Origin of the sequence: Mesorhizobium escarrei (assembly GCF_935825525.1) — a bacterium.
Lineage (GTDB): Bacteria > Pseudomonadota > Alphaproteobacteria > Rhizobiales > Rhizobiaceae > Mesorhizobium > Mesorhizobium escarrei.
Window position 1 is genome coordinate 18,555 of sequence record NZ_CAKXZT010000141.1, and the last position, 13,208, is coordinate 31,762.

General features: G+C 57.7%; 7 protein-coding genes and 2 pseudogenes. 7 read left to right on the plus strand and 2 right to left on the minus strand.

Annotated elements, in window-relative coordinates; all coding sequences use genetic code 11:
• Window positions 1-504: 504 nt before the first annotated feature.
• Window positions 505-2,949 (minus strand): GcvT family protein, encoded by a 2,445-nt coding sequence (locus tag NMG80_RS23185; protein ID WP_254020266.1) that lies wholly within the window; start codon window positions 2,947-2,949, stop codon window positions 505-507.
• A gap of 1,401 nt (window positions 2,950-4,350) precedes the next feature.
• Between NMG80_RS23185 and NMG80_RS23190 the strand changes: the two genes are divergently transcribed.
• From NMG80_RS23190 to NMG80_RS23200, 3 genes are all read left to right on the plus strand, one after another.
• Window positions 4,351-4,644 carry an autoinducer binding domain-containing protein gene (locus tag NMG80_RS23190; protein WP_254020267.1) on the plus strand — a complete coding sequence of 98 codons (294 nt, stop codon included), beginning with the start codon at window positions 4,351-4,353 and terminating at the stop codon, window positions 4,642-4,644.
• 3 nt (window positions 4,645-4,647) lie between these two features.
• On the plus strand, window positions 4,648-4,788 hold the full coding sequence (locus tag NMG80_RS23195; RefSeq protein WP_254020268.1) for a LuxR C-terminal-related transcriptional regulator: 141 nt from the start codon (window positions 4,648-4,650) through the stop codon (window positions 4,786-4,788).
• A 397-nt stretch (window positions 4,789-5,185) separates the two neighbouring features.
• On the plus strand, window positions 5,186-5,896 hold the full coding sequence (locus NMG80_RS23200; RefSeq protein ID WP_254020269.1) for a hypothetical protein: 711 nt from the start codon (window positions 5,186-5,188) through the stop codon (window positions 5,894-5,896).
• A 601-nt stretch (window positions 5,897-6,497) separates the two neighbouring features.
• On the opposite strand, the pseudogene NMG80_RS23205 reads toward NMG80_RS23200, so the two are convergent.
• Window positions 6,498-6,652: pseudogene (locus NMG80_RS23205) on the minus strand (IS630 family transposase); the annotation flags it as partial.
• Between the two features lie 461 nt (window positions 6,653-7,113).
• On the opposite strand from NMG80_RS23205, the gene NMG80_RS23210 reads away from it, so the two are divergent.
• From NMG80_RS23210 to NMG80_RS37945, 4 genes and pseudogenes are all read left to right on the plus strand, one after another.
• Window positions 7,114-8,343: an ATP-grasp domain-containing protein gene (locus NMG80_RS23210; RefSeq protein WP_254020270.1), complete on the plus strand. Its 1,230-nt coding sequence runs from the start codon at window positions 7,114-7,116 to the stop codon at window positions 8,341-8,343.
• A gap of 1,652 nt (window positions 8,344-9,995) precedes the next feature.
• Window positions 9,996-10,757: a reverse transcriptase family protein gene (locus NMG80_RS37940; RefSeq protein ID WP_436798657.1), complete on the plus strand. Its 762-nt coding sequence runs from the start codon at window positions 9,996-9,998 to the stop codon at window positions 10,755-10,757.
• Window positions 10,758-10,808: 51 nt separating this feature from the next.
• Window positions 10,809-11,789 (plus strand): annotated as a pseudogene (locus NMG80_RS23220) (IS110 family RNA-guided transposase).
• Between the two features lie 864 nt (window positions 11,790-12,653).
• Window positions 12,654-13,079, plus strand: coding sequence for a PLP-dependent aminotransferase family protein (locus tag NMG80_RS37945; protein ID WP_436798658.1), 426 nt, complete (start codon window positions 12,654-12,656; stop codon window positions 13,077-13,079).
• Window positions 13,080-13,208 lie beyond the last annotated feature (129 nt).

The following is a 13,208-nucleotide window of genomic DNA, read 5'->3' on the forward strand; positions in this document are numbered from 1 at the left end:
CGACATGACGCCCATCCATGCTGGGCACCACGTGGCCAACGGCTGGTCGGCAAACTGCCACGGGCACGCAGGCCGATTCATTCTGCTGTTTGCTGTCTCAGTTGCCTCCTTCGTGTCACAGCGCCCGCGATTGCTGCTCTTCAAAGTGGAAGCTCATCCCTCTCAAAGCATTTTTCCGGCGGCCTCATGTTGACCCGACGACGACCGCGCTCTCGGTAAACGATACCTCTTGCCAGCGCCCGTCCGGCGAGTAGAAGAGTGATATGATAACAGTTCTTCTTGATCGCATTGAACGGGGAGGCCAGCATTTCGATTTGCCCGGAGATTACGCCCATCCCTTGCGTCCGCGCGCGCCGAGCTGAAATCCAGTCGAACTCGTGGCGATCTGCACCAATTGGCTCGTCAACCGCGCCTTCGAGGTCCAGAAGGCTATATCTTAGGCGCGGGCTGCGAGCTTCGACACTATGATACGTTCCTGGATTCCGAACGGCTCGAATTCGTAAGTCAAGCCCGCATCCGCTCGCCCTTCGGGTCATACATCGGTTCGAGGGAGACTTCCGCGGCAAAGCACTCGCCGGCGATCTCAATCTCGTATGAAGAGGAGAGCAGAGCTGCCTCACTTTCGTCTTTGCACGGTATATAGCCAAGGCCGAGGGCTCCACCGAGCGTGTGCCCGTAGTCGCCGGAAGTGATTGTTCCGGCGATCCGACCGTCTCGGAAAACGACTTCGTTCTTATGAAGTAGAGGGGCAGGATCTTTAAGACGGAACTGAACCAACCGACGGTCGAGTCCCGCCTCAAGTTTTCTCAGCACCGCATCGCGGCCAATATATCCAGGCTTTGCCGTCTTCACAGCGAAGCCCAGCCCCGCTTCGAGCACGTGATCCCCGCTGCCAACGTCATCGGGGAGGTGCCGACATGCCTTCTCCATGCGGCACGAGCCGATGGCATGGAGCCCACACAGCTTGAGTCCGACATCGGCGCCCGCCGCCTCGATTACTTCGAAGACATGAGCGGCTTGGTCAGTCGAAATGTAGATCTCCCAGCCCAGCTCGCCGACACAGGTCACTCTATGGGCCCGCGCCAGACCCATGCCGATCTCAATCTCCTGCCAGGTGCCGTAAGGGTTGTTCTCGTTGGAGAAGTCATTCGGACTCACTTTGCCGAGCAGTTCGCGCGAATTCGGCCCCATCACTGCCAGGATGCTTTCCGACGACGACATATCGGTTACGACGACGAACTCGTCGCCCAGATGCCGCCTAAGCCAAGAGAGATTGGGTTGTAATGTGAAGGCTGACACGACCAGCAGGAAAGCAGTCTCCGTGATACGACTCACGGTCAGATCGCTCTCGATCCCGCCTCGCTCGTTCAGCATTTGCGTATAGACGATCCGGCCGACCGGTACGTCGAGATTATTGGAGCAAAGCCGCTGGAGGAAGGTGGTAGCGTCTCGGCCCTCCACTCGGATTTTTCCGAACGAAGTCAGGTCGAAAACAGCGGCCCGCTCACGAATCGCCATATGCTCGTCGCGCTGATTATCAAACCAGTTTTGGCGATACCAGGAGTGTCGGTATTCACGCTCCTGGCCCTCCCTGGCAAACCAGTTGGCCCGCTCCCAGCCCACCATCTCACCGAACACCGCCCGGCGTGCTTTGAGATGTTCATGAATTGGCGAGCGTCGAATGCCGCGCGCTGTTGTCATCTGACGAGCGGGGAAGTGGTCGGCAAACGAGAGTGCCACCACCTCCGAAACCCGCTCCCTCAAATACGAACGGTTCTTCTGTAAAGGCACTATCCGACGGATGTTCACACCCGACGAGTCGAAGGGCGGCTCGTCGTCATTCATCCACTGCGCAAGCGCTAAGCCCGCACCTCCTGAGGCAGCTATCCCTGTACTGTTGTAACCACATGCTACCCAATAGCCCCGAATTTCAGGAGCTTCACCCAAGTGGTATTGGTCGTCCGGAGTGAAGCTTTCCGGCCCGTTAAAGAAGGTACGAATACCGGCTGTGGCCAGCATCGGAATTCGCTTCAGAGCCTTCTCCATAATAGGTTCGAAATGCGCAAAGTCCTCAGGCAACTGATCGAAGCAGAAGCTTTCCGGGATGCCGTCCATGCCCCACGGTTTCGCCTCCGGTTCCACCGCCCCGAAAAGAATTCTGCCTGCATCTTCTTTGTAGTACGTATGTTCGTCAAGAACCCTTAGGACCGGCAGGCGAGTTAGTCCAGCTATTGGTTCTGTGACCAAGTAGAAATGTTCGCATGCATGCAATGGAACCGCGACGTCGCTTCTAGCACCGAATTCCCGTGCCCACATACCAGCACAGTTTACGACGCATTCCGTTTCGATCATCCCTCGTTGGCCTTCCTTTTCCCATGTTACGCTTGATACCCGGCCGTTCCTCGCCTGAACACCGGCTACCCGCACTCCTTCAAAGATTGCAGCGCCACGCTGACGTGCGCCTTTGGCGAGCGCCATCGCGACGTTGCCTGGATCACATTGTCCATCATTAGGGAAATGAAGCGCAGCAGTGACATCAGACACATCAATATGAGGGTACATTCCCTCAAGTTCTCGCACAGAGATCTTTCGCGCCTCCACGCCGTAGGCAGCTGCGAGAGAGAGTTGCCTGTACAGCTCGTGCTTGCGCTCCTGGGTAAGTGCGATAGACAATGAGCCGACGCGGCGAAGTCCGGTTGCAATCCCCGTCTCTTCCTCCAGACTCGAGTAAAGTTGCATTGAGTACTTGGTCAATTTCGTCATGCCGCTAGACCCGCGAATCTCGCTGAGTAATCCGGCGGCGTGCCAGGTCGTGCCGCACGTAAGTTGCTTACGCTCGAGCAGGATCACGTCCGTCCATCCCAGCTTCACTAAGTGATATGCGACGGAGCACCCCGACACGCCGCCTCCGATTATGACAGCTCGCGCTTTGGAAGGCAGTGGCTTCATTTCGGATACCTCAGCCCGGAAAATTGTGGTGCGACTCTCATTGTAAGCTCCTGTTCAGTGTCCTTTTGGCAAGCAAGCGTAGCGCGTCCTCCAGAAGTTCCGGATGAATGGTGAGCCTGGCGAGACGACGAGGCCACCTCAGGTCGCTATCCCTTGTCGCCATCGCGAAGAGTGCCCGGCCAGAGCCGCATGGCGGCTGGCGGGCGCCGCAGTCGATCCTCGAGATATTTGTGGTCCACCAGGTGTGGCGCCCGTCAAGCCTGTAAACCGCGGCCTTTCGGTGCCAGGACCAGGATACTCTTGGCCGTGCATGTATCGATATCGGCGCGGAACGGCGACGCGCCACTGCCTCTGGTCGTGAATGATAGCGCCGGCTGGCCCCCCGCCCGTCACCGCCGCGCCGCTCGAACGGTAGACGAGGCCCGCTCGGCACGCCCCACTTCTCCCATCGCTCCAGCGTCGGTTCGACAAAATCTGCGACGCCTGGAAGCTGTGGTGATCCGCCGCCCTTCGCCAGTGGGAACGTCGAAGCGCCAGATCAGGTTGAGTCAACGCGCGGCTATCGCGAAGGCCAGGCGTGTCCCGTTGAAGGTCCAGGAGATCGAGGCGATCACGCCGGGGCGCAAAGCCCGTGTCCTGCTCCGTGGCGGCGGTGATCATGAAGGCCAAGTTCCCCACTTGTGGATGCCGATGGCGGCGCACGCTGGGTCGGGCGCAAGCGCCATCCAACTACATTCATTCCGATCCACGTGAGGCTTTCGTCGTCGAAGGAGTAGACGGGAATGCTGTGGAATTTGCATTCGTGGTTGCGAACTTGCCTGTACTGTCTCGCGATAACCAACCTTGGTATGGGTTGAGGTCGCGGCGTTACTCGATGCGGATTGAAAGCAAACGCACAGTCTTGCGTCGGCTCGGGAAAGCTCAGTACCAGCGAGGCCGATCGCATGTTCGGCGTGCGTGATCATGGGATGAGTCCGTGCGGCCCGGGAGTACTTTGGCAGAAAGAGAGCACGTGTCGTGCCAAGTGAGAAAATCATTTCAGAACAATGAGTCACTCTGACAGGACTTGTGTCGGATCTCAGACATCGTCAGAGATCCGACGACGAGTGCAACCTTACACGACGCAGCCGGAAGGCGTGTGCAGAAAGAGGAAGAATCGAGCGCGACGATGACGAGGGACATGCCACTTGTTTTCGAGACATTCCTTGAAAGACTCTCACAGAGTGTCGATGAGGCAGATTTCCGGGATGCCATGGCTGAGGCGGCCGCAAGACTTAACCTGCTCTCCTTTGCGTACCTGTCCTTGCCATCACAACCTTCCGGCCAACCGAGGCTAATTTAGAACTATCCACCTCGCTGGATTAGACAGTATCTGAAAAGCGGCATGAGAAACTCGATCCTGTGGTCTTGCGTGCTCGAAATGGCGGCTGCCCGTTTCAGTGGGGATCAAATTTGTGCGGTGCTAAGATGTCGCCGGCTCAACGGCAGCTATTTGATGAGGCGGCTCAATTCAGCATCCGCTGCGGTTTGACGATCCCGATTATCGATTTACGCGGCCGCATCGCCGTGGTTACTTTTGCCGCCGATGAGCCTCGTCCGGTATTTCTTCGGGTAGCTGAGCGATATGAACAGGCTCTTCAACTGATGGCGACCTGTTTTCATCGTTGCGTTCGCCGCAAACTGCCGGGTAATTGAACAGTGGATGGGATTTTGCTGACATCCCGCGAATATGAGTGCCTGCGGTGGGCAGCGCGCGGTAATTCAGCCTGGGTGACCGGCCGCATCTTGGGCATCAAGCCGCGCACCATCGCTTTTCATTTTGACAATGCCAAGAACTAGGCGTGCGCACTGCGAATCCTTGGTCCCAGTGCACGAGCCGCAGCCTGAATCTTACGAATGGCGTTCAGCATCTGACCCCCTGACGTGTCCTTGCCGCGACGTGGGGCCGGACTTCCGCTTCGGGGTCGCGCCGCTGCTTCGGCAGAGTGCGTCCTCATTGATCCCGTGAGCCTCATTATGCGGCGACCCTTTCGACCGCGAAGACAACAATGCACCGGCGGCGGCGTCTCAGCAGGGAAAGGGATGTTACCGTAAGCCATGATTAGCGACCCCATCACTGCCATCGAACAAACCCACCAGAGTAGGTAGTGGTTCAATTCCTGTTGAAAGCGCACTATCAATAGCGGCTCGAAGCGCAGCCTTACGGAGACTAATCACAAGAGGAACGGGTACGCCGATGAAAACCTTAGCTAATCCGCTGCACGTTTCACGCTTTGTTCAAGTACATGATGAAGCCGCTGCCCAAAAAGGCATCAAGATTTCTGTAGGATTCGATTTTCGAAGATATGTCTCGATAACAGAAGCCACTCCGACAAAAACTCGGACATACCCCAACTTTCGGCCAGATCGTTCCCCAATTGAAACAGGCGACGGCTTTTGGATACTAGGTCTCGACAAAAACAACGATGTCGCGACTGTACAGGCTGCTCGATTGTATGATTTGTCGTCAAGCAATTTTGCAGAACACCTTGAATCCCTAAAGGCGTTCTACGCGGATCCGACCGTTCACGCGCATCCTCAGGACCGTTGTATTTGCATAGCGCCAAGCGCGAAGAAGATAACTGGAAAAGTAGCCTATCATGGGGATCTTTGGGTGCGCAGAGACTTTAGAGGACAGGGGGTGCCCAGGATCATGCAAGGAATAGCACGCGGGGTCTCATTTGCTATGTGGTCTCCTGACTTCCTATGTGGGCTTATGTCGCGCTGGCTGCTGGATAAATGGATTGTCACGAAATACGGATACTCACATTATGAACCTGGCGGATCGATATTACGGCTGGTAGAGGAGAATATTGTGGAGGAGGAGTGGATTAATTGGCTGACCGGCGACGAGTTGAGGAGGCTTGTTAATCGCCACGACAGAAATGAGTTGCTATTGGAGTTTTAATTGCGCCGGCCTTGGCCAGCAGTACAGAAGCTTGGATGCGCAGCTCGACATGCAGCAAATGGGAATGAATCCGAGACTGTCACCGCGGACGAAGGACAGCTCTGTAGCATTGCCGAGATGATGTTGCCAGCAGAAATGCGGCGTGTCAGGTCAGATATTTGACGGACGTGGTTTACCTGGGTCGTTCTGCTTTGTCCAAATTCGTTAATTCAGGAGTGTGTCACGATGGGCGGCAGTGAAAGCCTAACAAGGGTCAGGGCTGGCCGGCAGGCCGCCGCAAGCGGCTTGGCCTCGACGGAGCGAGCACGTCGCTATCATTCGCCCGCCCTGGGATGGATCACGGGTCGGGTGACCGCGTGGCGCAGTGCAGGGCCGTGTAACCCTGTCCGCGCCTATGTCGTCGCACCTCATGTGCTGCCTCCGAGCGCTTCTCCGAGGCGACGGTAAATTCCTCGGCGTCTCCGATTGTTTCACGCTCGCTGTCGCGTACCGATTGTTGCTGTAATAGGGCGCAGTCATTCGTTGCCGCGTGCAGTCACATGCGATCCTCATGGCGACCTTCGAATTAGCGAGGGGTTCGTCCGAGACGCGCCAGCGGCTTCTAGTGGATGGAATCTAACATTTGGTGCCCGCGTTTGACGGCAGCGATGATCCTGTCTGGATCGGCGGTCCAAGTGAAGGGTTTAGGTTGCTGGTTGTGCTCTGCAACGAAGCGTTGATCGCCGGCTGAAGGTCGATGACGGAGTGGAAGACGCCCGCGTCTGAGATGAAGACGGTGCCCACGCCGTCGCTGCTCAACAGAATGATCTCGGCGCGCCAAATGTGCTTCTGCGGCGCATTGCGATCTCTGATCAGCGCCAGGCGCTGACGGTCAATGGAAGAAACGGTGAGTAAATTCCTGTGCGATGCGCCAGACTCGCATGCGCACAGAAGGGAATCCCCAGCCGGACTCTTATGCCGGGCGTAAACCACTAGGAGTTTAAAAGCCAAGCGAGCATTCGCCGCTGCTCCTAAGTTAGCGGAGAGAAATGAACGCGACGCCCGAAAGGCCGGGGCTGCAAAGAGAGTTACCTTCAAATAGACTTTGCAAATCTTTATAACCGAAGATCGCTCACGATGGTACGTTCAGGCAACTCCGAGATCAGGCTAGCCAAAAAGTCGATGACGATTCAGAACCTAGACCCGCCGTACAGCACGCAAAGTGGGAGTTAGCATCCGTGGCAAGAAGAGCACTCATTTTGATAGAAAGCGACCCAACGGGTACTGGCCTCCTCTTCATCCAAGCGGCCGAGCGTCTTGGTCTTCATCCAATTACCCTGTCGGCTGATCCAGCTCGGTACGAGTACCTTGAAGCAGCAAAGTACGAGGGAATCCGTGTCGATACAAACAGTCTCGCGTCGCTGATCCGTGAATGTTCCCTTCTAGGGGCTACTTACAACATTGCTGGAATTACGTCATCCCTGGAGGCGTTCTACGCTACAGTTGGCAAGCTCTGCCGACATTTTGATCTACCGGGACCGAACCCCACATCCATTGAACGGTGCTGCGAGAAATTCACTCAACGTCAGCTCCTCGCTGAGGCCAGCGTTCCAGTGCCTGCTTATCGCTTAGCCGCGAATGCGGCGGATATAAAGAGCGCTGCTGCGGAGATCGGCCTGCCGGTGGTTCTTAAGCCAGCCGTGGGCGCAGGCAGCTGCGGTGTCCGATTGTGCCGCAACCTCGATGAGTTAACTGAACATACCACCTATCTGTTGGGCGAAAGGCACATATGGCGGTCTTCGCCGGGGATACTGGTCGAGGAATTCGTGCAAGGCCCCCTGTATGGTGCGAACATAATGGGAAATGAGGTCTTTACGATTGGTGCCGCTGAGTTCGGGCCCCCCCCGTATTTCGTCTTCCGAAAAATCACCCATCCGGCCCCGCTAACCGAAAAGGAGCATCAGCGGATTGCCGATGTCTCCCTCAGCTGTTTGCGAGCTCTAGGCCTTGACTGGGGGCCAAAGAACATTGAATTCCGGTGGACGAAGCGTGGCCCAGTCGTCATAGAAGTTAATCCGCGTCTGACCGGCGGGGTGGGCCCTCAACTGGTTCAGCTGGCTCACGGCGTCGATCTGATCACCGAGCACATCAAGCTAGTAACCGGTGATGAATGTGATTTGCGCAAAAGGCATTCGCATGTTGCGGCCGCGCAGTTCCTAGTCGCTGATCGCGACGGGACCCTCGGATGTATCGATGGCGGTGCTCAAGCGGCTGCTGTGCCAGGTGTGGCCGAGATTAAATTCTATGTTGAACCCCACACGCCGATCATCAGGAAAGGCGATTACCGAGATGCGATAGGATACGTCATAACCGCTTCACCCAGCCATGCTGAGACTGAGGCGATACTTCAGCGTGCCTTTGGCTTGATCCGTTGGTCCATCACACCATTTTCGGCCCTCGGCATATAGGGAGAATCTGAGGCCCTTACCCCGCAGCAGCATGTGGTGCATGATGGATGCCATATGAGTAGCAAGGGGCATTTTAGCTTCTAACGGTGGGTCGGGTGCAGGCATGTATACGGTTTTTGATGTCACGCGATCATGGTGGCGTTTGTTGCGACTGTCACGTTTCCCGTGCGCACAGGTGGTGGAACATTATGACGCCTCAAGCGCGCCGAGGACGGCGAACTGGGCCTTGCCATCCAATTAGCGGCGTTCCACTCTTTTCCGGATCGGTTGAATCGGATAGAGCATCTTGGTTGCCGCAGCGATACCTCCCGCGCCGCCACCTCGCCTAGGGCTGGCTACCCTTCGGTCGATCCGGAACGGGTGACGCCGCCGGCCGCCGAGGTCTTCGCCGACTGCGAGACCAGCCAAGCGCACTCAGTGGATCGCGCATCGCTTACAGCAAGGCGCTGGCCTCACGATCGTGGAGGACCTGATTGGCCGAGGATTGCCGAATACAGGATCGCCTTGCGCTTCCGATGATGTGGCCTGATCTTCTCAGACATCCTGGCGCGCCTCCCGCCGGTCTCGAGCGAGGTCGGTGAAGATGGAATAGCCACCTCTCAAGCTTGCTGATTTTCGACCGGCGGCTGAAATGCCGCCCCGCCTGCAGGAGCAGCGGGCGTAAAGCTCGCAGCCTACGGGCATCAAGGTTGGAAATCAGAACACGAGAACTCGGATCGTCTGCCCAGTACGGAACTGGGCTCGCCGCGACGGCCGGAGATGGACGAGACCGAGGGCGGAGCTTCCGTAGTAGTCGGAGCGCGGGAAAGCCGCGCAGGGCGAAGGGAAGCAGGAAGACGGTAGACCTGAATGACGGAGGAGTGATCTATGGACATGGATCACCGGGCCGACGAGGCTTGGGTACTCGGCGTTCAGCGCAAACTCTACCAGTGGGGCAAGGCAAATCCCGAAGACGCGTGCCGGATATGTGGGGTTGGGTAACCGACCTGTGCATGCTGCGTCACGCCTGGCGACGCGTAGCCTCGAACAGAGGCGGACGCACAGCCCGGGTCGACGGGATGACCGTGGGACGTATCCGGAAAGGGGAGTACAACGCTTTCTCGACGGGCTTCAGGCTGAACTGCGCTCTTGCGCATACAAACCGAGCCCGGCGAGGCGCAAGCTCATTCCCAAAGCCGGTAAACAGGGGCAATTCCGACCCTGGGCATTCCCACGGTCGAGGATCGCGTCGTCCAAGGCGCGGTCAAGACACTTCTGGAGCCAATCTTCGAGGCGCAGTTCTGGCATGTCCCCTATGGGTTCAGGCCCGGACGGAGCACGCACGGCGCCTTGGAGTATATCCGATGGGCTGTCCTCCCGCATAAACGTCGATAGGGATACCCGGCGGAGTCGGATGCCGCATCCATGGGTCATCGAGGGCGACATCAAAGGGCTGCTTCGACAACATCAGCCATCAATCTGATGGAAAAGCTACGCAAGCGCCTCGCTGACCGGAGGGTGACGAGGCTGATCGGGCACTTCCTGAAAGCCGGCCGGTGTTCTCTCCGAGGATCAGTTCCTTCGTATAGAGGCCGGAACCCCTCAGGGCGGATTATCTCACCATTGCTTTCCAACATCGCGCTCAGCGCGATCGAAGAGCGGTACGCACGTGGGTGTATCAGCGCACCAAGGCCATGCCGTCCGTCAATGTGCCGGGAGGACCGCGGCAGGCAGAACGCTACTGGGATCGCATGGCTGGCCGCTGTGTGTTCCTGCCTGTGCGCTACGCCGACGATTTTGTGGTGCTGATGTCCGGTACGCAGGAGGATGCCCTCGCGGAGAAGACCGCGCTGGCGGACTACTTGTGCCGGACCACAGGCCTTGAATTGTCGCCGGAAAAGACGAAGGTCACGGCCATGACAAGCAGATTCGAGTTCCTCGGATTCCGCTTTGTCATGCACTGGGATAGACGCTACAGCTACGGCCCACGCGTCGAGATTCCCAACACAAAGGCCGCCGATCTGCGTTGGGAAGGTCAAGGCACGTACGGGTACGAGTTCCGCCCGGTCCAGTCTGGCTTCCAAGCTTCAGGAGCTCAATCCCATCCTGCGCGGGTGGGCGAACTACCACCGCCACTGTGCCTACGCCGGCCGGTGTTCACCAGTCTCGACTGGTACACTGGCATGAGGGTAGAGCGCTGGTTGCGGAAGAAGCGCCCCAAAGCGCGGCCGCGTGACATCTGGGCGGCCTATCAGGCGAGCAGTCGCCGGTCCACGAGACGGCTCTGGCGCGAGGGATTGGTCGAGCAGCACATGCTCGCCTGGATCCCCGTCTGCCGCTTCCGTCTCGCATGGATGGATATGCCTGACTTACCATGTCTTCTGGAGAGCCGGGTGCGTAATAAATACGCATGCCCGGTTCGGGGAAGGCGCTGAGAAACCGGTCCCTGCAAGGCGGCGCGGCGCTTACCGCCTATTCAACTGTCGATGAAAGAGACAGCGGTGTCGATCCGACGTGAAGGCAAGCGTGTCCGGCGCGGGAAGTGCGCCTCTGATCCAAAGATCATTGCCAATCTTATCCGCAAGCGGGCGCCAGCCGCCAAACGCGTGGTATTCGAGACCGGGCCGCTGTCGTGTGGTTCTGTCATTCGTTGCGTGCCGAGAAAGTGCCGGCGATCTGCATCGATGCTCGCCATGCCAAAAGCTGCGCTCTATATGGCGCCGAATGAGACCGACGCGAACGACGCCGACGGTTTGGCGCATCTTTGCAGAGGTGGGGTTCTTCCGTGAGTGCGGGTGAAAGGATTTGGCAGAACGCTGGCCCGCCCGCTCATGGCGGCACGCACCCGGCTGGTCCGAATCACCACCGAACTTTCCAACCAGGTTCGTGGAATCCTGAAAACGTTCGGCCTGCTAGTTCCTGAAAGGAACCACGTTCGAGAAGAACGCTTCGGCGCCTTCTTATCATCACGAGGAACTTGCTTGCTCTTATCGTGCTGCCGATGTTGGAGGCATAGCGCGGCATTCGTATCCGTGCCGCCGAGCTTGGGCGCCAGCTCGTCGCAGGCACGTCAGAGCCAGGCATGCCGCATGCCCATGTCGATCCTTGGCGTCGGCGCCATTACCAGAACCTCGTTCGCCACTGCCATTGAAGATCCGGGCAACTTCAAGAAGTCCCGCTCTGTTAGCGCCTGGATAGGCCTGACGACGCGCCGCTACCGATCGGCGAAGTCGATTATGATGGCCATATACCCCGACGCGGCGACCGCCATTTGCGAGGGCTTTTCTACGAAACAGCGTCGGTCATTCTGACGCGTAGCTCAACCGAGAGCACTCTGCGGAGATGCGGTCTCCGGCTCCGAGAGAGGATCGGCTTCAAAAGAGCTGCCGTGGCTGTGGCGCGCAAACTGGCGGTGATGATTTTAAACCGGCGAGCTCTTTAATCCGAATGCAGGAGCCACAACGTAATAGCGTTCAGAATCTGAACGCCTGAGGCGTCCCTGCCGGGACGTGAGCCGAGCCATTCCGCTGATGAGGTTGCACCGCTGACTCAGCAAAGTGCGTCGTCCACATTGAAGGCTCGTCCGCGAATCCCCATCACGGCCAACGCATCTCCGAGCGCGATGATACTTGACGTCCCCATTAGACAACCCCATCACTGCTCCCGGATGATTTGGAGATTTGTGGATGCGCGGCTCAGACGAACCGACAGGTTCGCTGTTTTCGTAATTTCGACCTTGAGGCGCGCGTTCGCGAGACCATCCGCTGCGGGTGATGCAGGAGATCGTGAACGCGGCTCTTGTGGCGATGGACTGCGATTTTGCGGTGCTCCGCCGGCACTCGGCCGCCCGTCGATCGCGCCGGAACGTTTGCTGCGTGCGATGCTGTTGTAGGCCTTCTACGGCATTCGCTCGGAACGTCAGTTGATGGAGCGGATGGAAAGCCGGGAAACTCCACCTTCCGGCAGTCCAACGAATGGTATCGGAGCAAAAAGGGTCGAGGCTTCAATCGCCGCGCGACGAGCGGATGCGTCAACTACCAGATGCGGTAGTGTCAACGCCTGCCAGGCAGCTTTAAAAGCGGAGTTGTTCCAACGCATTTGAATCGGCAGGTATCGACATGCAGAACAAGAGCCCGACGCTGCCCTCAAGGGCATCTGTGCAGAAGACTAAACGCAGCACCTCGATCCAACACAATCAAGGCCCGCGCCGACGGTTCTGATGTCCCACCCGAACTGAACAACAGCCCAGCAAAGGCGTCTAACCGCTCTTTGGGTCAACGCGACGCCTAAGTGCAGAGGGCCTAAAATGAACACTGACGCTCTCACCGCCCATGAGCCCAATATTCGTCGTACGGGCGGTCGTCTCCCACAGTCTTTACGAGGGCAGTTGGGGCGACCATCTGGGGCGAGGCGGTAGCTCATATATCGATTTCCTCGTCGGGTCCGGAGCACTTAATTATGGACACAACAATCCTAATATTCTTGCGCCGGCAATTGAATATCTAGCCGGCGAGAACACTCTTCTGTCGCTTGATATGCATACGGCGGCAAAGCGTGACTTCATTGAAGCGTTCGAGGATTGGATCCTGAAACCCCGAAGCCTTTTCTACAAGATCCAGTTCCCGGGGCTCTCGTTCGAGTTCGCCAAATCGTTCACCGGCAGTTGTCAGCCGCGTTCATCGATAATGGCTTCTGATCGAGTCTTCAGGGCCAAATCGCGACGTCATCAAAGTGCTACCGCCGATAACGATCACTGATGTCGAGCTCGATCACGGCATCGCCGTCCTTGATCACGCACTACAGGAGCAAGACAATGTCTAGTCAGATATCTCAACCGCCGGCCATCTCTCCAGTTTCTACCAGAGAACGCACCGGCTCCATCAGCA